Genomic DNA, 23,344 nt, shown 5'->3' with positions numbered 1-23,344 from the left:
CGCAGCTCCGATAGGAGCTGCGGCGCGGCTTCATCGCTGCCCCCGTCCGCGGTGGACGGCGGCGTGCGGCATTAGATCAGGTGGCCCTTGTCCTCGCTCAGATGGACCAGATCGTCGAGGTCGTCAATCCGATCGTCATCGTGACGCTCGGAGCGGAACATCGACTGCAGCTTGTCGATCACCCGAGGCGTCGAATCGATGATTCGCTCCATCAGATGCGTCTGATTGTCGAGCGGTACGACCTTCACGCCATGCGTACCGACGACCAGGAAGGCGATCGGCGTGATCGATACGCCACCGCCGCTGCCGCCGCCAAACGGCTGGCCGATGCCCGTATGCTGCGAAGTGTTCTGCCCTCCGTGTTGTCCCTCATGCGAGCTTGTGCCCGAGCCGTTCGGCTTATAATTGCCATAGCCGATATCGCTTCCGCCCGCCACGAAGCCAAAGCCGACCTTGGAGATCGGCATAATAACGCTGCCATCCGGCGTTTGCACGGGGCTGCCGACAATCGTGTCCACATCGACCATTTCCTTGATATTTTCCATTGCAGTCTGCATTAACCCTTGGATAGGATGTTCTGCCATGTGGTGAAGCCTCCTTTCACCCTTCGTATACGAACCAGCAATTGCAGTCCGGCAACTATAGCATAACCGAACCGGATTTTTGCTATACAGGACCATTCCGTGGAGAAATGCTCGTGACTGTACACCGGAGCCACCGCCATCCGCGGCTCGGCGCGCAAAGAGAACAGCTGCGAGCATATGCCAAGCACCGTGCCTTGCACGGCCCAGGCAGCGCCGCAAGCCATCGCCGTCCAGACTGCGTCGCCAACGCCTACTCGCGTCTGCCAGTGCCACTCCTCGAGCTTCACGCGGCGCAGCGTCTGACCGACCCAGTTATAGAATCGGTCCGTATATCGCGTCAACATGCGGAAATCCTCGATCTGCTGCCTGATCGTCCGAATGCCGACGCGCGACTTGCTCTCCGAGTCAGGTTGTGCGCTCATCTGCTGTCTCGTCTCGGTCTTGACGTTGACGGTGCCGGCGCCCATCTTCATGATCGGCACCTCCCAGGCATAGTTGATCAAGCCGAACAACGCATGAATATGGACCGAGAATTGATCATCCTTGCCTTGGCGGGTCAGTCGGCTGATCAAAACAATATGGCTGGCGCATAAGACGAGGAAGGCCAAAAAAAAGAGACCTGCCGCGATCAGCAACCACCCCATCCATCCGCCCGGGAATGCTCGCATCCGGCGGCTCACCCCGTTTCCTAAAACTGGATAGATGTAGTATGGGCTAATCTGGCATGTCTCATACGTTGTTGTCGTCTGGCTCGGCATCCAATGCCGCGTACTCGTCCAAGGTGAGCTGTCGTTCGTCCAGCTTCTCGAAAAGCGCCTGCGTCTGACCCTCGAGCATATCGTCGTCCTGGAACGTCGAAGGGTCCGGCAGCGCCTCGAGATCCGCCAGGCCGAAGTAATCGAGGAACGCCCGGGTCGTGCCATATAGAATCGGTCGTCCGATCGCCTCCGCTCGTCCCACCTCCTCGATCAGGTCCTTGCCGACCAGCGTGTGCAGGGCGCGATCGGTCTTGACGCCGCGGATCTCCTCGATCTCGACGCGCGTGATCGGCTGCCGATAGGCGACGATCGACAGCGTCTCGAGCGCCGCCTGCGACAGGCTCGCCCGGCTGGGCGAGTGCGCCAGCCGCTCGAAGTAGATGGCGTGATCTGGGTTGGTCGTCAGCCGGTAGGCGCCAGCGACCTCTGCGACCCGTATGCCTCGCTTGGCGCTAGTCATCTCGCGGCTCAGCTCCGAGAGCGCATCTGCCACCGCCTTGCTATCGAGTCCGGTCACCTCAGCGATCTGCTTGGTCGTGATGCCTTCATCGCCGACCATGAAGAGCAAGCCCTCAATAATCGACTTCAATGTCGGAAAGTCCACCCTCTGCCGCTTCCCCTCTCCAATGAATCACAATATCGTCAAACAGCTGATGCTGGAAGCAATGAATCTGCTTCAGCTTCATTAGCTCCAAAATCGCCAAAAATGTCACCACAATCTCGTGCCGATCCAGATCTTGACGGATAAGCTTGGAGAAGCGGACCATCTTGTTCTCCCGGAGCAGATCGACAATATCGACGATCCTGTCCTTGACCGAAATCTCATCCCGCCGCACCGTCGCCACGAGCGACCGCCTGGCCGCCCGCTTCAGCGCCTTCTGAAAGGCCGCGATCAGATCGGACACTGCCAAACCCTTGACCGGGTTCTCGATCACCTCGGGCAAGTAGGGCGTCAGGTCCTCCGGCTCCCTGGTAAAGACGAGGCTGCGCTCATATTCCTTATGGCGCAGCTCCTCGGCGATCTGTTTGTACTTCCGATACTCTACCAGCTTCTGGATGAGTTCGTCGTGCGGGTCCAGCCCATCGTCCATCCACTCGTCGAACACCTCATCGATGATCGGCGGCTTGGGCAGCAGCTGTCTGCTCTTGATCGACAGCAGCGTCGCAGCCATCACGAGAAATTCGCTGGTCACATCCAGTTCCAGCTCCTGCATCGCTTCGAGATATGCCATGTATTGATCGGCGATCTCGCTCAGCGACACCTCGTGGATGTCGATCTCGGCCTTGTCGATGAGATGGAGGAGCAGATCGAGCGGGCCCTCGAAGGTCTCCAGCTTATAGAGCATCGTCACGTTGTTGTCCTCCCGCTGCCGCTCAGCCTTGCAGCGCCTTGGTCAGATTGGCCATCTCGATGGCGGATGCGGCGGCTTCCCAGCCTTTGTTGCCCGCTTTGGTACCTGCTCGCTCTACTGCCTGCTCGATCGAGTCAGTCGTCAGCACGCCGAAGATCGTCGGCACACCCGTCTTCAGGGCGATAGCAGCGACGCCCTTGGCCGTCTCGTTGCACACATAGTCAAAATGCGGCGTCGATCCGCGGATGACCGTGCCGAGCGTAATGACGGCGTCGTACTTGCCGCTCTCGGCCATCTTCTGGGCGATCAGCGGAATCTCGAATGCGCCCGGTACCCAAGCGATCTCGATCTCCTCCTCGGTCGCGCCGTGGCGCTTCAGCGCGTCCAGCGCGCCACTCAGCAGACGAGAGGTGATGAATTCGTTGAACCGACCGACGACGATTCCGTATTTCAAGCCTTGAGAGACGAGTTGACCTTCATAGATGCGAGATATAGACATGTTCGATCATCCTTCCTTTTGTTCGATCTCTTGATTGATTGCCGCCAGCGGGCCGGCTTCCTCGAAGCGGAGCATATGGCCCAGCTTCGCTTGCTTCGTATGCAAATAATTCGTATTATCTTCATTCTCGGCCATCTGCAGCGGCACCCGCTCCACGACCTCGATGCCGTAGCCCTCGAGGCCCTTGATTTTGCGCGGGTTGTTGGTCAGCAGCCGCATTTTACGGACGCCAAGATCCTTAAGGATCTGAGCCCCGATCCCATAGTCGCGCAGATCTGGAGCAAAGCCAAGTTTAATATTCGCGTCCACCGTGTCGAATCCCTGCTCCTGGAGCGCATAAGCCTTTAATTTGTTGACCAGACCGATGCCGCGTCCCTCCTGGCGCATGTAGAGCAGGACGCCTCGACCCGCCTTGTCGATCTGCTGCAGCGCTGCCGCCAGCTGCGGTCCGCAATCGCAACGATGCGAGTGGAACACGTCGCCGGTGAGGCATTCGGAGTGAACCCGCACAAGCGCCGGCTGTTCGGGATCGATCTCGCCTTTGACGAGCGCCACATGCTCCTTGCCGTCCACCTCGTTGGTGTAGGCTACCGCGCGGAAGACGCCAAAGTCGGTCGGCATCTTCACCTCGACGATCCGCTCGACGAGCTTTTCCTTCTCGTTGCGGTAATGGATCAGATCCTGGATCGTAATCAGCTTCAAGCCATGCTTGCTGCGGAACTCGACCAGATCCGGCAGACGGGCCATCGTGCCGTCCTCCTTGATAATCTCGCAGATGACCGCAGCCGGGCTTGCGCCGCACATCCGCGCCAGGTCGATCGCCGCCTCGGTATGGCCGGCGCGGCGCAGCACGCCGCCCTTCTTGGCGATCAACGGGAAGATATGACCCGGCCGCCGGAAGTCGGCCGCCCGGGCCTCGGGATCGATCAGCCGCCGCACTGTCTCCGCGCGCTCCGGCGCCGAGATGCCGGTCGAGGTCGAGATATGGTCGACCGAGACGGTGAACGCCGTGCCGTGATAATCCGTATTATGCGATACCATCGGCGACAGCTCAAGCTCCTCTGCCCGCTCCGGGGTGATCGGCACGCAGACGAGGCCGCGCGCTTCCTTGATCATGAAGTTGATCAGCTCGGGCGTCGCCTTGTCCGCCAGCGCGATTAGATCCCCTTCGTTTTCGCGGTCTTCATCGTCTACGACGATGACCGACTTGCCCATGATGAGATCATAGATGGCGTCTTCTATCGCGTCAAATGAAATCGCGTCCTTCATCGCCTATCGCTCCTTCGTTCTCGTATTCATTGCCATCTGCAACTGGCGTCCTACATAAACCCGTGATCGGCCAAAAACGAAGCGGACATGCCGCCGCGCTGACCGCCCGCTCCCGAGCCTGTCGCCGACCGACTGCCATACTTCAGCAGATGATCGACATACTTGCCGAGGACGTCCGTTTCGATGTTGACCGTGTCCCCCGGCCCCTTGTACTGCAAGGCCGTCTGCTGCAACGTATGCGGGATGATCGACACAGTCGCCGACTCCTCGTCGGCCGTCGCTATCGTCAAGCTGATCCCGTCGAGCGTGATCGAGCCTTGGGGCACAATATACCGCATCGTCTCGCGGTCAGCCGGCAGGATGCGATAAATGACGGCGTTGGCCTCCTGCCGCCGCTCGGCGATCACGCCAGTCGTATCGACATGGCCCTGGACGATATGTCCGCCGAAGCGGCCGCCGGCCAGCATCGCGCGCTCGAGGTTAATGGGATGCCCGCTGCGCATCGCGCTCAGATTGGAGTGGCGATACGTCTGCGGCGTCACATCGACCGTGAAGCTCGTCTTGTCATAGGCGACGACTGTCAGACAGACGCCGTTGACGGCGATGCTGTCGCCGAGCTGGACATCGGACATGACCGTCTTGGCCTCGATCGTGAGCAGCATCGCCTCGCCTTGCCGACCGGTCTGCTTGAGCCGGCCGATCTCCTCGATCAATCCAGTGAACATGCGACACCTCCTTAGGATGAACAGTTGGACAGCTCTAACGCTTAGTCTGCCCAGGGTAAACAGGGTAGCCGGTCAGACAGATGTCCTCGCCTACGACCTCGACCTCCATCTGGCCGATCTGGACCGCATCGGCCATCCGGTCCCAGCCATTCAGCGCAAAGCTGACAGGGGCTGCGGCACCGCCGATAATCTTAGGCGCGTAGAACAGCATCACCTTGTCGATGAGCGCCGCCTCCAGCATCGCGCCGTTAAGCCTGCCTCCGCCCTCGAGCAGGATCGAGCCGACCTCCAGTTGCCCTAGCCGTTGCATCGCGATTCGCAGATCGACATGCTTGCCGGCCCCGCTGGCCACCACCTTGACGCCTGCCGCCTCCAGCGTCTTGATCTTGGCCGGATCGGCACGCTCGGTCGTCAGGATATAGGTTCGCGTCGCGCCGTCCTGCAGCAGCCGCGCCGTCACAGGCAGTCGCAGCGACGAGTCGACGACGATCCGCACCGGATGGAGCGCCGGCACCGACAGCCTCGTCGTCAGCAGTGGGTCGTCGGCGAGCGCCGTACCGACGCCGACCATGATGCCTTCATGCTGATGGCGGAGCGTGTGCACCATCTCCCGCGCCTTCGGCCCGGTCACCCACTGGCTATCGCCGCTTTTGGCGGCGATTTTGCCGTCGAGCGTGCTCGCCGTCTTCAGCGTCACGAATGGACGACCGGTCGTAATGTACTTGATGAAAGCTTCGTTGAGCTTGCGGGCCTCTGCGCCCAGTACGCCGACTTTCACCTCGACGCCGCTCTCGCGCAGTCGCGCGATGCCGCGTCCAGCGACCTTCGGATTGGGATCCTCCATCGCTACGACGACCTTGGCCGCCCGGGCCGCGATGATCCGCTCGGAGCAGGGGGGCGTCATGCCGTGATGGCTGCACGGCTCCAGCGTGACGTATACGGTCGCGCCTCTGGCCTCCTCGCCCGCCATTTCAAGCGCATGCACCTCGGCATGAGCGCCGCCGCGTCGCAGATGCGTGCCAATGCCGATGATGCGTCCCGCCTTGACGATCACGCAGCCGACGACCGGATTGATTCCTGTTTGACCCTTGGCTTTGGTGGCGACATCGAGTGCCAGCCTCATGTAGTATTCGTCATTGATAATATCGATCAACGCAAAGCACCCCCGAAGCAGCGGCCTTCGGGGGTTGGATCAAGCGGGATACATGATGACGGCAAATTCAAACAAGCTTCAGTCGAATTGTGAAAAAAAGAACAATCGCTAAAAGCCGTAGAATATGAAATCTTCAAGCATCTCCTTCTCCCATCCAGACTGTACTGTCGGTCCCGGAGTTGCACCAGGTCCACCGTTGGTCAAGTCGGCCTCTCTAGGAAGAGTGAGCCGCAAGACCACCGGGTCACGGACTGACGGGCACAGACCGTCTCGATCGTCGAGATGGGCGCTGCATCCGATCACCGCCGGTTAGGAATTTCACCTACCCCGAAGGAAAGCTGCATTACTTTTGTTAGAAATCTTACCATTGAAACTATGAAAATGCAATGCAAATTGTCACAGTAGAAATCATTTTGTCATGTCGCCAATATCATGTCGCTTCCATTGTCGTCTAGACAAGCCTGACACGCATTGAAGGCTATTGGGAGGCATTATCTGCCGCCAGGTGTTAGGCAGAGACGCATGTGTCAAGTAGAGCGACGGGGCGTCACAGCCCGCTTAGCAGGCTGCGAGTGGAGCGACGGGGCGACGAAGCTACCAACATGCAGTAAGCACACTGGCAGCAGCCTGACGAGTCACGCCCTCAACAGCTCCACTTTGCAGATTTACGCTTCGACGATTTCGACCTTAGACATCTTGTCACGTCCTTTGAACGCGTCAACATGCTCCATCCCTTTGACGACTTTGCCGAATACGGTATGGCCGCCGTCGAGATGCGGCTGCGGCTGGTAGCAGATATAGAACTGGCTGCCGCCCGTATTGCGTCCGGCGTGCGCCATCGCCAGCGTACCGCGCTCATGCTTGTTCGGGTTGATCTCGCAGTCGATCTGGTAGCCAGGTCCGCCTGCGCCAGTGCCGTCCGGACAGCCGCCCTGAGCGACGAAGCCCGGGATGACGCGGTGGAAGTTCAGTCCGTTGTAGAAGCCGCTGTTGGCCAGCTTCTCGAAGTTTGCTACTGTATTAGGCGCATCCTGATCGAACAGGTCGAGTACGATTTCCGCACCGTTGTCCATTGTGATTTTTGCTTGCTTTGCCATGCAGATCACTCCTTGATATTTTTCGTATGTATGGTTACATCTTACTACAATTAGCCGCCTTACGCAAAGTCGCCCCAAGCAGGCAGCCGATGACCGCTCGCCGAAGCCGCAAAACAGCTCGGTCAGCTGTGGGTCTCATCTCGCATGGGTCAAAAACAAGCGCTGGGGCGGAGACAATGGCCTGCTCGGCGCTGGAGCGAAAGAAACTTTCGTTGGGACGCCGACAGTGGCGCTTTTCGGCTCCGGAATGAAAGAAACTTTCGTTCGAGCGCAAGCAACGGCGCTTTTCGGCTCCGTAATGAAAGAAACTTTCGTTCGAGCGTAAGCAACGGCGCTTTTCGGCTCCGTAATGAAAGAAACTTTCGTTCGGACGCCGACATGACATTGGCGCGTCTTAGGGACGCAGCTGTGGCTCATTGCTCCGCAATTTGCTTTTTTCCGGGAAGGCAAACGAGCAACAAACGCCAGGGGCGATCAAATGACCGCCCCTCTCGTCTTGCCTAGCCATAACTTGCTCAACGCGCCCTTCCCTTACTGGGCGCAACTCTTCCCTTGCTTGCCGCTGGCCAGCTCTTGTCTGGCGTTGCTCAGTCGATACGGATCAGGATTGAACCGTCGACGCTTTCAACAGGCGGGCCGGGATGAGGTCATTGCCGACGATGTCGTCGAGCGACTCGCGCTTGACCGCGAGATCCGCCTGGCCGTCCTTGACGAAGACGACGGCTGGACGACGGATCCGGTTATAGTTGCTCGCCATCGCGTAGTTGTACGCGCCTGTGCAGAACACTGCGAGCAGATCGCCGCTCTTGGACTTCGGCAGCTCGAGATCCCAGATCAGCATATCGCCGCTCTCGCAGCATTTGCCAGCGATCGAGACGGTCTCCTCCGCCGCTTCACCGGCGCGGTTGGCCAGCATCGCCTCGTACTTCGATTCGTACAGCGCCGGACGCGGGTTGTCGGTCATGCCGCCGTCAACAGCGACATACTTGCGCACGCCCGGGATATCTTTGCTCGTGCCGACCGTGTACAGCGTCGTGCCAGCATCGCCGACCATGCTGCGGCCCGGCTCGACCCAGATCTCCGGCAGCGGGTAGCCGGCTGTGGAGAAGTTGCTCTTGATCGAGTCCGTGATCGCCTCGACGTACTCGCGGACCTGCAGCGGCGCATCCTCTGCGGTGTAGCGGATGCCGAAGCCGCCGCCGAGGTTGATGACCTGGAATGTCAGTCCGAGCTCTTCCTTGATCTTGACTGCGAACTGCGATACTTTGTCCACCGCCATGCGGAAGCCTTCGACCTCGAAGATCTGTGAGCCGATATGGGAATGTACGCCCAACAGCTCGATGTTTTGCAGCGCGATGCCCTGCTGGATCGCCTCATAGGCAGCGCCGTTGCCCAGGTCAAAGCCGAACTTCGAGTCCTGCTGGCCGGTAGAGATATATTCATGCGTGTGCGCCTCTACGCCAGGCGTAATGCGAAGCAGGATTTTTACTTTTTTGCCCTTGTCCGCCGCCAACGCATCAAGCAAGTGCAGCTCGGTGAAGTTGTCGACGACGAAGCAGCCGATGCCAGCGTCGAGCGCCATGTTGATCTCGTCCGGGGTCTTGTTGTTGCCGTGGAAATGGATGCGCTCCACCGGGAAGCCGGCCTTGAGCGCCGTATACAGCTCGCCGTCGGAGACGACGTCAAGCGACAGTCCCTCTTCCTCTGCGATGACGCACATCGCCATCACGCTGAATGCCTTGCTCGCGTACGCGACCTGGAACTTCAGGCCGGAAGCCTGGAACGCCTCTACATACTCGCGCGCCCGCTGACGGACGAGCGCTTCATCTACAATATAGAGCGGCGTGCCGTATTCGGCCGCCAGCTCGGTTACGTCCTTGCCGCCGATTTCGAGGTGGCCTTGATCGTTAATTTTGCTTGTCCCATGCAAATACATCGTATTCCCTCCGCTTTCTGCAATCTGGAAGTCTGGTTCGCGCGACTCGTCACTTCAAGTCGCAAAGCTGCCATATGACTTCCAGTATACCGTATTTGCAGCCGCAGCGATATGGATTATGCGCCGTTCATTTGTATTTATTGCAGCGGTCCGCCGCCTTTATGGTCCGGCATTTTGTCGATCTGCTGGGGCTTCAGGAGATTTGGCCGCTTCCGATTGAACAGCACCGGCACACGGATCAGTACATTCAACATGCCGCGCATGTCGAACGGGATGAACGGCCACATATAAGGATGGTTAAAGGAACGCTCCTTCACCAGGATAATAAAAACAATCGTCGTCGCGATGAGAAAGCCGGGCAGCTTGAACAAGGCGACCGCCACCAGCAGCAGCAGCCGGACGATCCGGTTGGCCAGCCCCAGCTCGTAGCTGGGAGTTGCGAACATGCCGATCGCCGCAATCGCCATGTAGATGACAACTTCGTTGACAAAAAAGCCGCTCTGCACTGCGATATCGCCGATCAGAATGGCGGCGATCAGCGACATCGCCGTCGCCAGCGGCGTCGGCGTATGCACGGACGCCATGCGCATCAGATCGACGCCGACCTCAGCGATCAGGAACTGCGCGATCAGCGGCAGTTTGACGCTCTCCTGCGGCCCGATGAAGCCGAGGAACGCCGGTCGCAGCTCAGGCTGCATGACGAACAGGAACCAGAGCGGCAGCAGGAAAAGCGACGAGAGGATGCCAAAGTAACGGATCCAGCGCAGATAGGTGCCGATGAACGGCGTCTGGCGATTCTCCTCGGCATGCTGTACCAGATCAAAAAACGTCGTCGGAAGCAGCATGACGCTGGGCGTCGTGTCCACAAATACGGCGACATTGCCCTCCATCAGCTGCGCAGCGACGACATCGGGCCGCTCGGTGTAGCGAACGAGCGGATACGGATTCCAGCCGCGCTGCACCGTCGCCTCCTCCAGTTGCTTGTCTGCCAAGGGCAGTCCATCCAACTCAACCTCGTCAATCTTGCTGCGGATCGATTCGACGAGCTGCGGGTCGGCGATATCGTCGATGTAGGCGATACACACATCCGTCTGCGTCCGTCGCCCGGCCCGCGTCATCACATAGCGCAGCCCCGGATCGCGCAGACGTCGACGGACGAGCGTGACATTAGTCATCAATGTCTCGACGAACCCGTCCCGGCTGCCACGGACGACCCGCTCGAGCGTAGGCTCTTCGGGGTTGCGGCCAGGGAAGTTTTTGGCGTCAATGATCAGCGCCGTCCGCTCCTCATCGATGAACAGCGCTGTGTTGCCAGCCAGCACCGCATCGATTACGCCGTCATAGTCCTCCTCTGCCTCGACCTGGATCGCCGGCACATAGTGGTGCAGGAAGCCGTGAACGGCATGCGCCGACAGCTCGTCGTCCTCCAGATAGGAGAGGCGCGTCAGCATCTCGGTCAGAATCTCGTCCTTGGCGAAGCCATTCATATAGAACAGGATCGTCCGACGGCCGCCAAAGGTCATCTCGCGGGCGACCACATCGAAGCTTTTGTCGAGACCGAGCTCCTCCTTCAGCAGCCGCTTGACCTCATCCAGCTTGGCCGGCACCCGGCGCTTGTCTCTCGCTTGCTTCGACGAACCTTCCTTTGTGCGTACTCCTTGAGCCGCTTGCTCAGTATTTTGACCTGCTTGGTTTGGATCTTGACCTGCTTGCTCTGTATCTTGGCCTGCTTGCTCTGTATCTTGGCCTGCTTGCTCCGTTCCATACCCCTCCAGCTCCGTCTTCCCCTGCCCTATCGCGTGCGGCGCAGAGGGATTTTCCGACTCGCGATCCCGTTGTTGCTCATCCATATGCTACACCTCTTTTGATGTCAGTATGGCTTACCATTGGTACACCAGCCAGTCGAACAGCGAGCCGGCGATTTTGCCGAGCACCATCGCCATGACCAGGGCGACCATATATTTGCTCAGGTGCAGACGCTTTGCCAGGATCGGCAGTACATTGAGCACCTCGGTCAGCGCAGCCGCCAGCATGCCGATGAAGATACCGTCGATCAGCCCGATCCCCGCCAGCTGAGCGACGCCCGGGAGCCGGAGCCGCCAATCGAGGAAGTCCGCGAACGACCAATAGACCGAGCCCGCGATGACAGCCGATTCAAACCAAACCGAGTGTCCGTATGCCCGCGCCAGCTGAGCCAGCCGAGGGATCAGGTCGAGGATGACGAGCAGCGCCACCATGCCGCTGCCGACCGCCACGCCACCTGCCAGTCCCAGGAAGACGAGCAGCGGATATGCGAGCCAGTCAGCCATCCCCATCCGCTCCGGTCCGCCCGGTTTTGCGCATCTCATCGGCGATGACGCATGCATTGACATTCTCTTCATACATGTACAGCTCGACCTCGAGCGGATTGGGCTCTTCATTGAACCGTTTGCGGAACAGGTGGTTGAAAAACAGCACCATGCCGATCCCGACGCCAAGCGAGTACGGAATCTGGAACCAGAGCGGGTGGCGGATCGAATGTCCGGTCAGCAGCTCCGAGAGCCGGATATGGACCTGCTGCATGCTCACATCGGCATGGAAGTTCATAATCGCCAATCCCGAGCCGAAGAACAGCAGCAGCCAGGCAAACATCAGCACGACCATACGCGGCTTGCCCGGCTTGTCCGAGATCATCACGAGCACCTGCGGATCGCCATACGGCTCGATCGTCAGCGTCGGCTCCGCCGTGCGAATACGCTGGATAATATGCAAGATGTCGATGACGTAACGGTTGCCATGCTCTGGCGCATGCCTGTAGATCGTCAAGTCGCCCAGCTCGCGCGCGCGCCGCCCGGTAGCGACGAGCCTCGCGATGTCGGCGAGCTTCAGCTCCCCGCCCGGCGCCAGCGTGATTCGTTTGCGTAGACGCAAATAAACGGTGCCGCCTGCCGATTTGTCCATGCCGCTCCCTCCATCCCTCGCACATCGATGCACCGGAGCTTCCATCGCCCGGAGCTTCTATCGATAGTATGAGATATCCCAGCGGCGGGTAGTCATGACTCGGATGGTAATTTTCGGCGCTGCTGCTCGCAAGGAAAAAGGACCAGGCCGCGCTATTGCGCGATCTGATCCTTGATAGACTGCAATATTTTTTTCTCCAGCCGCGACACCTGCACCTGCGAGATGCCCAGCCGGGCCGCGACCTCCGATTGCGTCTGATCCCTGTAATAGCGGAGGTAGACAATCAGTCGCTCCCGCTCCGAGAGCGCGCCGATCGCTTCATTAAGCGCCAGCTTCTCGAACCATTTGTCCTGCGTATCGTCGGCGATCTGATCCATCAGCGTGATCGGGTCGCCATCATTTTCGAACACCGTCTCGTGGATCGAGGTCGGCGGCTTGTTGGCCTCCTGCGCCAGCACCACATCCTCTGGCGTGATCCCCAGCTCGGCGGCGACCTCCTTGATCGTCGGCATCCGACCGAGCGTGCGGGACAGCTCGTCGCGCGTCTTGCGCACCTTGTTGGCCAACTCCTTGAGCGAGCGGCTCACCTTGAGCGTGCCGTCATCGCGCAGGAAGCGCTGGATCTCGCCGATGATCATCGGCACCGCATAGGTGGAGAACTTCACGTCGTAGGACAGATCGAACTTGTCGACCGACTTGAGCAAGCCGATGCAACCGATCTGGAACAGATCCTCCGGCTCGTAGCCGCGATTGATGAACCGCTGCACGACCGACCATACGAGCCGGATATTGCAGTTCACCAGCGTGTCGCGCGCCCCGCTGTCTCCGGTCTGACTGAGCGCGATCAACCGTTTGACTTCCCTATCGTCCAGATAATGCTGCGCCTGCTGCTTCATTGATACATCCATGAGGTCCCAACCCCTACGCGCCTAATTGTACAGCGCCTTTTTCGATTCGATGCGCTTGCTCATGACGATCCGCGTCCCCCGCTCGGCAGTGCTGTCCACCTCGAAGCGGTCCATGAAGTTTTCCATAATCGTAAATCCCATACCCGAGCGCTCCAGCTCCGGCTTCGACGTATACAGCGGCTGGCGCGCCAACTCCAGATCCTCGATGCCCTGTCCCTGATCGCTAATCGTAATCGACACCGTATCGGTATCGATCGACGCCTCGATCGTGACGACCCCATCGGGGTTGGCATCATAGCCGTGGATGATCGCATTGGTGACCGCTTCCGAGACGACCGTCTTCAGGTCGTTTAACTCCTCCATCGTCGGGTCCAGCTGGGAGACGAACGCAGCCACGGCGACCCGGGCGAACGCTTCGTTCTCTGATCGGGCCGCGAACGACAGCGTCATAAAGTTCGTTCCGCTCATGATACGACCTCCAGACTTGTGAGCGCCATTCGCTCATTATCATGTATTGTCAATATTTTGAACAGGCCCGACAGCTCGAGCAGCCGATGGACGCTTTTGCTCACGTCGCATACGACCATCTTGCCGCCTCTGCTCTTGAGCAGCTTGTAGCGGCCCAGGATGACCCCCAGGCCAGAGCTGTCCATAAAGCTCAGCTCCTTCAGACTCAGGATGACATGGTCGCTGTTGCCGCGCAGGATCGCTTCTTCCATCCGATGCCGCACCGTATCGGCGGTATGGTGATCGAGCTCGCCGCGCAATCGGACGATCAGCACGTTGCGGTGATGTTCCAGTTCCATTTGAAGACTCATTGACCTGCTCACTCCTCCCTGTGGTTAGAGAGGGATTCCACATCCTGCCTGCACATTCCTGCCCGCCGACAAAACTAGAAGCAGAGCGCTAGAGAGCGACAAAAAACGCACTCTCCGGCGATAAAGGGAACCGCGCTTAGGCAGGCTCCCTTTGAGCGGACTAACAGCAATGTCAGCTAGACTCAGTCGAACAGATCGCCGGCGACCCGCTTCAGCAACGTCCACCAGCCTGCGCGCTCGACCGTCTGCGGCGCCGTGACGTCGAATTCGCCGAGGACCCGGTCCTTCTGGAAGACGATCAGCTTGCCGATCGGTTGTCCGGACTGGACAGGCGCCTGCAGCGGGCCGTCGAGTCGCAGCTCATGGCGGATATCGTCCGCCGGCGTACCCTTCTTAAGCAGGACGCTGTACGGATGCTTGGCTACGATCGGCAACTCGGCCTGCTCGCCCTTGTTCACCTGCATCTGGCCGATCGTGTCGCCGGTCTTGAAGATCGGGTGATTGGTATATTGCGCGAAGGCATAGTCGAGCATTTGCGATACCTCGTTATTGCGGGTTTTCGTATTAGGCTCCCCCATGACGACGGCGACGACTCGCAGATTGTCGCGCTTGGCTGTCGCTGTCAGGCAGAACTTCGCTTCACTCGTATAGCCAGTCTTCAGGCCGTCCGCCCCGCTATAGAAGCGTACGAGCTTGTTCGTATTGACGAGCCAGAACGGCTTGTCCGACGTTTTGCGCAGATGATCCTGATACAGTCCCGTATAGCGCGTAATCTCCTCATGCTTGAGCAGCTCGCGGGACATAACCGCGATATCATGCGCCGAGGAGTAGTGGTTGTCGGCCGGCAGTCCGTTGCAATTCACGAAATGCGTATTTTTCAGCCCCAGCTCCTTCGCCCGCTCATTCATCATCTGGACGAACGCCTCCTCGGTGCCGGCGATCTTCTCCGCCATCGCTACCGAAGCGTCATTGCCGGAGGCGAGCGCGATGCCCTTAAGCATCTCTTCGACGCTCATCTCCTCGCCCGGCTCCAGGAAAATCTGCGAGCCGCCCATCGAGGCGGCGTACTCGCTGGTCTGCACCTTGTCCGTCAGCTTCAACGTACCCGCATCCAGCGCCTCGACGATCAGCAGCATTGTCATCACCTTGGTGATGCTGGCTGGCGGCAGCTTGGCGTGACTATTCTTATCGAAAATGATCGTGCCGCTGTCCGCGTCCATCAGGATCGCCGACAGCGCCGACGGCGCCAGCTCCGGCGTAGCGGCTGCGCTTGGCTTTTCTTCGGCGCGCACAGTGGATGCGGCCAGCAATGCGATAATAACGGCAAGAAGCATGCCCTTGTACCCTGTCGTCTTGATCATTACGTTTCCCTCCTGGTATGAGCGCCGGTCCGATGCCCTCCCATTCTGACGCTGCGGCAAGACCGGCTGCAGTTCTCCTCACCAGTGTTGACGAATCGGATGCAAAATATTCCCAACGGATCCCATAAAAAAAAGCGCCCGAAGGCGCTAAAAACATCTATATACGTGTGCCGACCAGCCACCGCAATGCGCAAGTTATACCTCGATCGACAGCTCCCGCGCTGTGCGCCGCACATAGTCGGCGGCCTGGCGATAGTCCGCCTCGCTCTGCAGATGCTCGAGGATCAGCGGGGTGTCGGGATCGAGACCGCTCAGCTCCTGCAGGAACGTCCGATAGTCAAGCGCTCCCGTACCCGGGATGACTTCCTCCAGATGGACGGTCAACTGACTGCCGATCCGGATATCCTTGGCGTGACAGTTTTTGATATGCGGGCCTAGACGCCGCACGAAGTCGCGGATCATCGCGCCGTTGGCGTAGTAGGTCCGCGGGCTGGCAATCATGTTGACCGGGTCGAAATGGACCGCAAACGAAGCGCGATCGATTGCCTGGATCAACGCCAGATAACTGTCGGCGCTGTCCGGGACGATCCAGGGCATCGTCTCCAACGTAAAAAACGTCTGGCTCGGATTCACCTGATCGATGATGAGCCGCACCGTATCGACAATGAGGGCAAAGGTATCGTCGCTGAAGTTGTCCGCATGCGGACCGTCCCATTGCTCGCCGCGCGAACCGGCAATATTGACGCAGCAGCGGGCGCCGATCCGGTCTGCCAGCTCCAGCCGCCGGATACAATGATCGATCGCTTGCTTGCGCGTCCCTTCATCGGGACTGATCGGGTTGCTCCATGCCCCTACCTCTGCGATCAAGAGGTCGGCTCGGGCCGCCGCTTGACGATAGGTTGCTACCGTCTGATCGTCGGCTTCGTGGCCGACCGGGCAGAGCGCAGCCCGGTAGCCGGCGCTCTGATGCGCTGCGATCCAGCGGTCTGGCTCCAGCTCTTGCTCGTCGATGAATACAGGACCTGCCAATCTCATCCATTATCCCCTCCATGATGTCTTAGATCAACAACAGCTGCTGTCGTCCGCTCAAGCGTCTCCTTTCGGATCAAGGCGGCGGATGCCTTCGCTAGTTACGATCGAGAGCACGAGCGGCCGTGCTTCGATCACCTGTTCACCGATTCGATAAGCGGCTGCTGCCAGCGCGACCGCTTGCTCCGCCTCGGCATGCGACTTATTGTGGCATAGCAGCGCAATCGTCTCCCCGGCGGCGACACGGTCGCCAACTTTACGGAGCATGATGATGCCCGCCGCATAGTCGATCGCATCGGTCTTGGTCGCTCGTCCGGCTCCCATATGCATCGCCGCGGAGCCGAGCTGCTCGGCGTCGATCGACTGGATCACGCCGTCCGCGTCCGCGACGACCTCTGTGCGTGTCGCAGCCTGAGGCAGCACCGCCTGTGGCGTCTCCGTCACCGCCGGATCGCCGCCCTGCACGGCGACCATCTCCCGTAGCTTGGCCAGCGCGCTGCCATCCTGCAGCAGCGTCTCCAGCATCCGCTTCGCCTCGCTAGCTGTATTCGCCTTGCCGCCGAGCACGATCATCTGAGCCGCCAGCTCCAGACAGAGCGCGGTCAGATCGGCCGGGCCTTCGCCGCGCAGCGTGCGGATCGCTTCTTCGACCTCCAGCGCATTGCCGATCGCCTGTCCAAGCGGCTGGTCCATGTCACTGATGATCGCCGACGTATGGCGGCCCACCTGCTCGCCGATGGCCACCATCGCCGAAGCGAGCTCCTCCGCCGCCTCCGCCTTTTTCATAAATGCGCCGGAGCCGACCTTGACATCGAGTACGATTCGATCCGCCCCGGCAGCGATCTTCTTGCTCATAATCGAGCTGGCGATCAGCGGCACCGATTCGACAGTAGCGGTCACATCCCGCAGCGCATACAGCTGCTTGTCGGCAGGCGTCATATTGCCGCTCTGCCCCATCACCGCCAGACCGATCTCGCGCACCTGCTTCATAAAAGCATCGCGAGAGAGCTCGGTCCGCAAGCCTGGGATCGCTTCCAACTTGTCGATCGTGCCGCCGGTATGGCCGAGTCCGCGCCCGGACATCTTGGCCACCGGCACGCCTGCCGCAGCGACCAGCGGAGCGATGATGAGCGTCGTCTTATCGCCTACGCCGCCTGTGCTATGCTTGTCCACCTTGATGCCGGGGATGTCGCTCAGATCGAGCGTGTCGCCCGAATGCGCCATCAGCTCGGTGAGTATGGCGGTCTCGCGGGCGGTCTGTCCCTGGAAGTACACGGCCATCGCCCACGCGGCCGCCTGATAGTCCGGGATATCGCCGCGACAGTAGCCTTCGATGAGATGCGACAGCTCCGCCTTCGTCAGTTCTTCACCGTTCCTCTTTTTTCGAATGATATCAACAGTCCGCATGGCAAGACGTCCTCCCGCTAAGATGGTTTGGGGCGCTTGCGGGCAGCCAGCTTTTCGGCCTGAACCTTGACGATCAGCCGGTCCAGCGCTTCGCTGAGCCGCAGCACATCACAGTGCAGCAGCGTCTGCTTGCCCAGCGCCGTATCGATCATTTGCTTGCGCAGACTTTCCATTTGCCTCGTCCATTGCTTATCCATCAGCTCGACTCACTCCATGTTCTCATTCACCTTACACCATGGAACATTATAAGAGTTCTGCCGAATAAAAAATGTCACAATGCGTCGAGCAGATTGTTACAGTTCGATAACAAAGCCTCGACAGCCGCCAGGCGATGCCTGGGAAAGTTAGATCTGCGGGATGACGGCCAGCACCAAGCCGAGGAACTTCGACTTGACGCGCTCCGTCGTTCCCATCACTTCCGCATGCGAGAGCGGCTGGTCGAGGATGCCTGCGGCCATGTTGCTAATACAGGAGATGCCGAGCACCTCGAGACCGCTATGACGCGCCGCGATGACCTCGGCCACGGTCGACATGCCGACCGCGTCAGCGCCCAGCGTCCGCAGCATCCGGATCTCTGCCGGCGTCTCGTAGGACGGCCCCAGCAAGCCCGCATAGACGCCCGAACGCAGCTCGAAGCCTTGGGCCGCCGCCTGCTCGGTAGCGATCTGCCGCAGCCGCTTGCTATACGCCTCCGACATGTCGGGGAAGCGCGCGCCCAACTCGTCGTCGTTAGGTCCGATCAGCGGATTGCGGCCGGTCAGGTTGATATGATCGGTGATCAGCATCAGATCGCCTGTACCGAAGCCGGTATCGATGCCGCCTGCCGCATTGGTGACGATGAGCGCGCCTGCGCCGAGCGCCTTCATGACGCGTACCGGGAAAGCCGTAAGCTCTGGACCGTAGCCCTCGTACATGTGGAAGCGGCCGCGCATCAGGACGACCTTGCGACCGGCCAGCGTGCCGATCAGCAGCTCGCCGGCATGGCCCTCCACAGTCGAGATCGGGAAGTGCGGGATGTCATGGTACGGGATGACCGTCACGTCAGTCATGTGATCGCCGAGCACGCCTAGGCCTGAGCCGAGGATGAGCCCAATCTCCGGACGGTCAGCCGTCTTGGCGCGGATATACTCCGCAGCTTCCTGGATATGTGCAGTTGTCAGTTGGTTCAAAGCATAACGCCTCCGATTCTATAGATCATTGCAAATGCTGTAAAAAGCTTGTGCCCCGTCCCGTGCCGCGCACGCCGAAATTGTCGGCGATCGTCGCCGCCACATCGGCAAAGGTCGCACGTGTGCCGAGCGAGACTGGCTGACGCAGCGAAGGACTATATGCCAGCAGCGGCACATACTCTCGCGTATGGTCGGTGCCCGTATGGGTAGGGTCATTGCCGTGATCGGCAGTGATGATCAACAGATCATCGTCTGCTAGCGCCGCCGTCAGCTCCGGCATGGCGCGGTCGAACACCTCGAGCGCCCCGGCATAGCCGGCAGGGTCGCGGCGATGACCGTAGAGCGAGTCGAAGTCGACCAGATTGGTGAACAGCAGTCCGCGGAACGACTCGCCCAGCGCCGCCACCGTCGCAGCGATGCCGTCCTCGTTGCTCTTGGTCGGCCTGGAGGAGGTGATGCCCTGTCCGCTAAAAATATCATGAATCTTGCCGACCGACCGCACCTCGTAGCCCGCCTCGGCAAGCGAGTCCAGTACCGTCGGCTCCGGCGGCTCGACCGCATAGTCATGTCGCCCGGAGGTCCGGACGAACGCCCCAGGCTCGCCGACATAAGGTCTGGCGATGACGCGGCCTACGGCAAAACGCGGGTCCATCGTCAGCTCGCGGGCGATCTCGCAGCCGCGATACAGCTCCTCAAGCGGGATGATGTCCTCGTGCGCGGCAATCTGCAGCACGCTGTCCGCCGACGTATAGACGATCCAGGCGCCGCTCTCCATCTGCTGCGCCCCCAGCTCCTCGAGAATCTCCGTGCCGCTGGCCGGCTTGTTGCCGATGATGCTGCGCCCGGTGCGCGCCTCCAGCTCCTGCAGCAGCTCTTGCGGGAAGCCGTCCGGGAACGTCTGGAACGGCACATCGATGCGCAGGCCCATCAGCTCCCAATGGCCTGTCATCGTATCCTTGCCGACCGAAGCCTCAGCCATCTTGCCATAAGCGGCGACTGGCTGTCCGGTCGGCTGCCAGTCATGGATCGGCGCGATATGAGCGAGCCCCCACTCCCGCAGCTTCGGCAAGTCAAAGCCGGGATTGGCGGCAGCGATCGAGCCGAGCGTATGTGTGCCCTCATCGCCGAAGTCGGCGCTGTCCGGCAGCGCTCCGATGCCGACGCTATCCAGGACGATGACGGCGATGCGCTTGTATCTCATGGTTGGTCCCCCTCTTCTTCCCGCGCCCCCGCCGTATGCAGCGCAGCGCGAGGGTGAGCGCGGTCATACACATCTTTCATTCGGGCCTTCGAAGGTCCGATATACATCTGTGTGGTGGAGATATCGGCATGCCCCAGCATCTCTTGCACGGCGCGCAGGTCTGCGCCTGCATCGAGCAGATGGGCGGCGAAGGCATGTCGCAACGAATGCGGCGTAATCTCCGCCTCGATGCCTGCGGCTTGTGCATATTTTTTGATCAGCTTCCAGAACCCTTGCCGGGTCATGCGGCCGCCCTGCTGGTTAAGGAACAGCGCCTCCGACGGCTTATCCGCTCGCAGCAGCTGCGGCCTGCCCGCGCTCAGATAGCGCTGCAGCGCCTGCAGCGCTCCCTCGCCGATCGGGATGATGCGCTCGTTGCCGTTGCTGCCGATGCAGCGCAGGAAGCGAAGCTCCAGATGGAGATGCTCGCAGTCCAGCATCGTCAGCTCCGACACGCGCATCCCTGTCGCATAGAGCAGCTCCAGCATCGCTGCGTCGCGACGGCCCGGCGCATCGCCGGTATCGGGAGCCTCGAGCAGTCGCCGCACCTCTTCGACCGTCAGGATATGCGGTAACTTTTTCTCCTGCTTGGGCATCTCCAGATGGATCGACGGATCCTGGAGCAGACGTCCACTGCGGACCAGATAATGAAAAAACGCCCGCAGCGAGACGATGTTGCGCGTAATGGTCGCGCCTGCGCGCCCGCGCTGCCGGAGCAGCAAGATATATCGCGCCAGATGATGCCGCGTGATCTGCTCGATGTCTGCGACGCCTTCGCCAGACGCATATACGACAAACCCGGCTACATCCCGGGCATAGGCGTCAAGCGTGCTGGCGCTCAGCTGCCGCTCGTCGGCCAGATGTTCTATGAATGACTCTATGTGCGCTTCCACATGACCTTTCCTTTCCACCAAGCGTTACCCTACTATTCCACAGACGCCCTCCGGTTTCCTGCTTCCTGCCGCGGAAACGTCGGCTATTCGCCCATCCAGTAAAACCATTGCAATCGTTCGAGCAATGTCCGGGAATCCGCGCCGGGCTGGTCGGCCTGGAATACTTTGAGCGCCTGGCCATGCGGAAGCGCGTAAGGATTGACCGGATTGATCCACTCGGTCACCCAGCCGTACAGCGTCACGGCAATCATGGTCAGCATGAGGAACAGCACGACAAACTGAATGAACGCCCAGCAGCGGCGCAGCGATACGATCATCTCCATCCCTCCGGCTCTAAGGTTGTCTTCTACTCACCTTATGAACGAGAGTCGTCGAATAGTACCGGAGCTAGGTGGTCAAGGAAAGCGCCTGTTCGACCGGCATGAAGGACATGCCGAGGCTTTCGGCTACCTGGAGGTAGGTGACGTGCCCTTTGTAGGTGTTGATGCCTTTGCGCAACGGTTCGTTGACCGCTGCAGCCGCTTCGACGCCTTTGTCCGCAAGCTCGAGCGCGTACGGGAAGGTGACATTGGTCAGACCCAGCGTCGAGGTTCGCGGCACGGCGCCTGGCATGTTGGCGACAGCGTAGTGGAGCACGCCATGCTTGATGTATACCGGCTCCCGATGAGTCGTCACCCGATCGATCGTCTCGATCGAGCCACCCTGGTCGATCGCTACGTCCACGATAACCGCGCCTTTCTTCATCGTCTGCACCATCTCCTCCGTGACGAGCCTCGGAGCCCGAGCGCCCGGGATGAGGACCGCGCCGATCAACAGATCAGCCTTGCGCACGGCATGGGCAATATTGTACGGATTGGACATGAGCGTCCGGATCCGGCCGTTGAACTGTTCGTCGATATATCGCATACGATCGGCACTGCGCTCGAGGATGACGACGCTCGCCCCCATCCCGAGCGCGATTCGCGCAGCGTTGGTGCCGACGATACCGCCGCCGATGACGATGACCTCTGCCGGAGGCACGCCAGGCACGCCACCGAGCAGGATGCCCCTCCCGCCATAGAACGACTCGAGAAATTGCGCGCCGACTTGCACAGCCATCCGCCCAGCCACCTCGCTCATCGGCGTCAGCAGCGGCAGCCCGCCGCCCGGCAGTTGGATCGTCTCATAGGCGATGCCGGTGACGCCGCGCTCCGTCAATGCCCGGGTCAGCTCCGGCGCAGCGGCCAGATGCAGGTAGGTGAACAGGATCAGACCAGGCCGGAAATAACCGAACTCCTCCGGCAGCGGCTCTTTGACCTTAAGGATCATATCGGCCTCGCTCCATACCTTGGCAGCGTCCGCGACGATCGTCGCGCCTTCCTGCGCATACTGTTCATCCTCAAACCCGCTGCCTGCTCCTGCTCCTTGCTGCACCAGCACCTCATGTCCTGCTTGCTTCAGCATCCCTGCGCCTGCAGGGATCAGCGCCACACGGCTCTCGCTGCTCTTAATCTCGGTAGGCACGCCTATCTTCATCGGATGTTCCTCCTCTTGCCTCGATAATAGAGGTTGTTGCACAAGCCCGCGTTGGCCTATCCCTCTCCTGTAATCTAATTCAATCGGCACAATAATATGTATCCGGACGGATGCCTAGACCACATTGCCCGCCCGCGCCATATCGTAACCTAGAGCCTGCAAAGGGCAAATCCCCATCAAGGGAGGAACATCAAATGACGCAACTTGGGCAACTCCTCTGTCGCTGCGCGGCCGCCAAGCCGACCAAGCACACAATCAGGCATCTGATCGTCTTCCGCAAGGAGGACGATTGCCGCGCCTGCCACGCCTATCTTGCCAAAAAAGGCGTCACTGCCGCCAAGCGCGTGAGCGGGGCGGCGATGCTCAGCTGCCACCTGGACAAACGCGTCTCCTGGCAAGCGCTGCGCGCCCATCCCGGCATTCGTTACATCGAGGAAGACCACAAAGCGCAAATGCATCCCGCACAGCCGCTGCAGAAGCGCAGCGGCGCCAACTGCCGCTGCGGCAAAACCGCGCCCCGTCTCACCTGGAATATCCGGCAGGTGCAAGCGCCTCTCGTATGGCCGGTCACGCGAGGCGGTTGCGTGCGGCTGGCCATCATCGACACTGGCATCGCCCGCCATCCCGATCTGCGCATCGCTGGCGGCGTCGATACGACCGGGATCGGCTCCTACGAGGACGACAACGGCCA

The 23,344-nt window shown here is 60.2% G+C and carries 25 protein-coding genes, 1 pseudogene and 1 riboswitch; of the genes and pseudogenes, 1 reads left to right on the top strand and 25 read right to left on the bottom strand.

Annotation, left to right across the window (positions count from 1 at the left end):
- Positions 1-71: 71 nt before the first annotated feature.
- The 25 genes from ytfJ to ald form a co-directional block, all read right to left on the bottom strand.
- Positions 72-584, bottom strand: a complete 513-nt coding sequence (gene ytfJ / locus PA598K_RS04815) for a GerW family sporulation protein (RefSeq protein ID WP_128655835.1) — start codon at positions 582-584, stop codon at positions 72-74.
- Positions 557-1,252: a DUF2953 domain-containing protein gene (locus tag PA598K_RS04810; RefSeq protein WP_185601568.1), complete on the bottom strand. Its 696-nt coding sequence runs from the start codon at positions 1,250-1,252 to the stop codon at positions 557-559. The genes ytfJ and PA598K_RS04810 overlap by 28 nt, the downstream gene beginning before the upstream one ends.
- Positions 1,253-1,313: 61 nt before the next feature.
- Positions 1,314-1,946 (bottom strand): SMC-Scp complex subunit ScpB, encoded by a 633-nt coding sequence (gene scpB / locus PA598K_RS04805; protein ID WP_128655833.1) that lies wholly within the window; start codon positions 1,944-1,946, stop codon positions 1,314-1,316.
- Positions 1,915-2,694: a segregation and condensation protein A gene (locus tag PA598K_RS04800; protein ID WP_128655832.1), complete on the bottom strand. Its 780-nt coding sequence runs from the start codon at positions 2,692-2,694 to the stop codon at positions 1,915-1,917. The genes scpB and PA598K_RS04800 overlap by 32 nt, the downstream gene beginning before the upstream one ends.
- A 22-nt stretch (positions 2,695-2,716) precedes the next feature.
- On the bottom strand, positions 2,717-3,187 hold the full coding sequence (gene ribH, locus PA598K_RS04795; protein ID WP_128655960.1) for a 6,7-dimethyl-8-ribityllumazine synthase: 471 nt from the start codon (positions 3,185-3,187) through the stop codon (positions 2,717-2,719).
- Positions 3,188-3,199: 12 nt separating this feature from the next.
- Positions 3,200-4,462, bottom strand: coding sequence for a bifunctional 3,4-dihydroxy-2-butanone-4-phosphate synthase/GTP cyclohydrolase II (locus PA598K_RS04790; protein WP_128655831.1), 1,263 nt, complete (start codon positions 4,460-4,462; stop codon positions 3,200-3,202).
- A gap of 50 nt (positions 4,463-4,512) precedes the next feature.
- Complete coding sequence (ribE, locus tag PA598K_RS04785) at positions 4,513-5,187, bottom strand: riboflavin synthase (protein WP_128655830.1); 675 nt, start codon at positions 5,185-5,187, stop codon at positions 4,513-4,515.
- Between the two features lie 34 nt (positions 5,188-5,221).
- Positions 5,222-6,337, bottom strand: a complete 1,116-nt coding sequence (gene ribD / locus PA598K_RS04780) for a bifunctional diaminohydroxyphosphoribosylaminopyrimidine deaminase/5-amino-6-(5-phosphoribosylamino)uracil reductase RibD (RefSeq protein ID WP_260405275.1) — start codon at positions 6,335-6,337, stop codon at positions 5,222-5,224.
- Positions 6,338-6,478: 141 nt separating this feature from the next.
- Positions 6,479-6,679, bottom strand: a riboswitch (FMN riboswitch).
- A gap of 326 nt (positions 6,680-7,005) precedes the next feature.
- Positions 7,006-7,437 carry a peptidylprolyl isomerase gene (locus tag PA598K_RS04775; RefSeq protein ID WP_128655828.1) on the bottom strand — a complete coding sequence of 144 codons (432 nt, stop codon included), beginning with the start codon at positions 7,435-7,437 and terminating at the stop codon, positions 7,006-7,008.
- 601 nt (positions 7,438-8,038) lie between these two features.
- Positions 8,039-9,373, bottom strand: a complete 1,335-nt coding sequence (gene lysA, locus PA598K_RS04770; protein ID WP_128655827.1) for a diaminopimelate decarboxylase — start codon at positions 9,371-9,373, stop codon at positions 8,039-8,041.
- A gap of 137 nt (positions 9,374-9,510) precedes the next feature.
- Positions 9,511-11,223 (bottom strand): spore germination protein, encoded by a 1,713-nt coding sequence (locus PA598K_RS04765; RefSeq protein ID WP_260405267.1) that lies wholly within the window; start codon positions 11,221-11,223, stop codon positions 9,511-9,513.
- A gap of 30 nt (positions 11,224-11,253) precedes the next feature.
- The gene (locus PA598K_RS04760; protein WP_128655826.1) at positions 11,254-11,682 is read right to left on the bottom strand and encodes a stage V sporulation protein AB; all 429 of its coding nucleotides are present in this window, start codon (positions 11,680-11,682) and stop codon (positions 11,254-11,256) included.
- Entirely contained in the window at positions 11,675-12,313 is a 639-nt protein-coding gene (locus PA598K_RS04755) for a stage V sporulation protein AA (RefSeq protein ID WP_128655825.1), read from the bottom strand. Before PA598K_RS04755 ends, PA598K_RS04760 begins: the two co-directional genes overlap by 8 nt.
- A 152-nt stretch (positions 12,314-12,465) precedes the next feature.
- Complete coding sequence (gene sigF, locus PA598K_RS04750; protein WP_128655824.1) at positions 12,466-13,221, bottom strand: RNA polymerase sporulation sigma factor SigF; 756 nt, start codon at positions 13,219-13,221, stop codon at positions 12,466-12,468.
- Positions 13,222-13,242: 21 nt separating this feature from the next.
- The gene (gene spoIIAB / locus PA598K_RS04745; protein WP_128655823.1) at positions 13,243-13,689 is read right to left on the bottom strand and encodes an anti-sigma F factor; all 447 of its coding nucleotides are present in this window, start codon (positions 13,687-13,689) and stop codon (positions 13,243-13,245) included.
- Positions 13,686-14,039: an anti-sigma F factor antagonist gene (gene spoIIAA, locus PA598K_RS04740; protein ID WP_128655822.1), complete on the bottom strand. Its 354-nt coding sequence runs from the start codon at positions 14,037-14,039 to the stop codon at positions 13,686-13,688. The genes spoIIAB and spoIIAA overlap by 4 nt, the downstream gene beginning before the upstream one ends.
- A gap of 182 nt (positions 14,040-14,221) precedes the next feature.
- Positions 14,222-15,400 (bottom strand): D-alanyl-D-alanine carboxypeptidase family protein, encoded by a 1,179-nt coding sequence (locus PA598K_RS04735; protein WP_185601564.1) that lies wholly within the window; start codon positions 15,398-15,400, stop codon positions 14,222-14,224.
- A 195-nt stretch (positions 15,401-15,595) separates the two neighbouring features.
- Positions 15,596-16,435, bottom strand: coding sequence for a sugar phosphate isomerase/epimerase family protein (locus PA598K_RS04730; RefSeq protein WP_128655821.1), 840 nt, complete (start codon positions 16,433-16,435; stop codon positions 15,596-15,598).
- A gap of 51 nt (positions 16,436-16,486) precedes the next feature.
- Complete coding sequence (locus tag PA598K_RS04725; RefSeq protein WP_128655820.1) at positions 16,487-17,836, bottom strand: pyrimidine-nucleoside phosphorylase; 1,350 nt, start codon at positions 17,834-17,836, stop codon at positions 16,487-16,489.
- 17 nt (positions 17,837-17,853) lie between these two features.
- The gene (locus PA598K_RS04720; RefSeq protein ID WP_128655819.1) at positions 17,854-18,033 is read right to left on the bottom strand and encodes an aspartyl-phosphate phosphatase Spo0E family protein; all 180 of its coding nucleotides are present in this window, start codon (positions 18,031-18,033) and stop codon (positions 17,854-17,856) included.
- A gap of 147 nt (positions 18,034-18,180) precedes the next feature.
- Positions 18,181-19,005, bottom strand: coding sequence for a purine-nucleoside phosphorylase (locus tag PA598K_RS04715; RefSeq protein WP_128655818.1), 825 nt, complete (start codon positions 19,003-19,005; stop codon positions 18,181-18,183).
- Between the two features lie 25 nt (positions 19,006-19,030).
- A complete protein-coding gene (locus PA598K_RS04710; RefSeq protein ID WP_128655817.1) occupies positions 19,031-20,206 on the bottom strand; it encodes a phosphopentomutase in 1,176 nt (391 codons plus the stop codon).
- Positions 20,203-21,138, bottom strand: coding sequence for a site-specific tyrosine recombinase XerD (gene xerD, locus PA598K_RS04705; protein ID WP_128655816.1), 936 nt, complete (start codon positions 21,136-21,138; stop codon positions 20,203-20,205). Before xerD ends, PA598K_RS04710 begins: the two co-directional genes overlap by 4 nt.
- 83 nt (positions 21,139-21,221) lie before the next feature.
- Positions 21,222-21,455 carry a DUF4227 family protein gene (locus tag PA598K_RS04700; protein WP_128655815.1) on the bottom strand — a complete coding sequence of 78 codons (234 nt, stop codon included), beginning with the start codon at positions 21,453-21,455 and terminating at the stop codon, positions 21,222-21,224.
- 70 nt (positions 21,456-21,525) lie between these two features.
- Entirely contained in the window at positions 21,526-22,653 is a 1,128-nt protein-coding gene (gene ald, locus PA598K_RS04695; RefSeq protein WP_128655814.1) for an alanine dehydrogenase, read from the bottom strand.
- Between the two features lie 194 nt (positions 22,654-22,847).
- Between ald and PA598K_RS35930 the strand changes: the two are divergent.
- Positions 22,848-23,344 (top strand): annotated as a pseudogene (locus PA598K_RS35930) (hypothetical protein); the annotation flags it as partial.

Source organism: Paenibacillus sp. 598K, from assembly GCF_003851045.1.
Lineage (GTDB): Bacteria > Bacillota > Bacilli > Paenibacillales > Paenibacillaceae > Paenibacillus_D.
Note: the sequence above shows the minus strand (reverse complement) of the source record. Positions and strands in the feature narration are given on the sequence as shown.

Excerpts from the sequence above, each read along its gene's own strand:
- PA598K_RS04760 (WP_128655826.1), bottom strand. The coding sequence starts at position 11,682 with ATGGCTGACTGGCTCGCATATCCGCTGCTCGTCTTCCTGGGACTGGCA.
- spoIIAA (WP_128655822.1), bottom strand. The coding sequence starts at position 14,039 with ATGAGTCTTCAAATGGAACTGGAACATCACCGCAACGTGCTGATCGTC.
- ribE (WP_128655830.1), bottom strand. The coding sequence starts at position 5,187 with ATGTTCACTGGATTGATCGAGGAGATCGGCCGGCTCAAGCAGACCGGT.
- PA598K_RS04765 (WP_260405267.1), bottom strand. The coding sequence starts at position 11,223 with ATGGATGAGCAACAACGGGATCGCGAGTCGGAAAATCCCTCTGCGCCG.
- PA598K_RS04755 (WP_128655825.1), bottom strand. The coding sequence starts at position 12,313 with ATGGACAAATCGGCAGGCGGCACCGTTTATTTGCGTCTACGCAAACGA.
- PA598K_RS04775 (WP_128655828.1), bottom strand. The coding sequence starts at position 7,437 with ATGGCAAAGCAAGCAAAAATCACAATGGACAACGGTGCGGAAATCGTA.
- PA598K_RS04700 (WP_128655815.1), bottom strand. The coding sequence starts at position 21,455 with ATGATCGTATCGCTGCGCCGCTGCTGGGCGTTCATTCAGTTTGTCGTG.
- PA598K_RS04790 (WP_128655831.1), bottom strand. The coding sequence starts at position 4,462 with ATGAAGGACGCGATTTCATTTGACGCGATAGAAGACGCCATCTATGAT.
- sigF (WP_128655824.1), bottom strand. The coding sequence starts at position 13,221 with ATGGATGTATCAATGAAGCAGCAGGCGCAGCATTATCTGGACGATAGG.
- PA598K_RS04730 (WP_128655821.1), bottom strand. The coding sequence starts at position 16,435 with ATGAGATTGGCAGGTCCTGTATTCATCGACGAGCAAGAGCTGGAGCCA.
- PA598K_RS04735 (WP_185601564.1), bottom strand. The coding sequence starts at position 15,400 with ATGATCAAGACGACAGGGTACAAGGGCATGCTTCTTGCCGTTATTATC.
- PA598K_RS04810 (WP_185601568.1), bottom strand. The coding sequence starts at position 1,252 with ATGCGAGCATTCCCGGGCGGATGGATGGGGTGGTTGCTGATCGCGGCA.
- PA598K_RS04710 (WP_128655817.1), bottom strand. The coding sequence starts at position 20,206 with ATGAGATACAAGCGCATCGCCGTCATCGTCCTGGATAGCGTCGGCATC.
- PA598K_RS04725 (WP_128655820.1), bottom strand. The coding sequence starts at position 17,836 with ATGCGGACTGTTGATATCATTCGAAAAAAGAGGAACGGTGAAGAACTG.
- spoIIAB (WP_128655823.1), bottom strand. The coding sequence starts at position 13,689 with ATGAGCGGAACGAACTTTATGACGCTGTCGTTCGCGGCCCGATCAGAG.
- ald (WP_128655814.1), bottom strand. The coding sequence starts at position 22,653 with ATGAAGATAGGCGTGCCTACCGAGATTAAGAGCAGCGAGAGCCGTGTG.
- ytfJ (WP_128655835.1), bottom strand. The coding sequence starts at position 584 with ATGGCAGAACATCCTATCCAAGGGTTAATGCAGACTGCAATGGAAAAT.
- PA598K_RS04720 (WP_128655819.1), bottom strand. The coding sequence starts at position 18,033 with ATGGATAAGCAATGGACGAGGCAAATGGAAAGTCTGCGCAAGCAAATG.
- lysA (WP_128655827.1), bottom strand. The coding sequence starts at position 9,373 with ATGTATTTGCATGGGACAAGCAAAATTAACGATCAAGGCCACCTCGAA.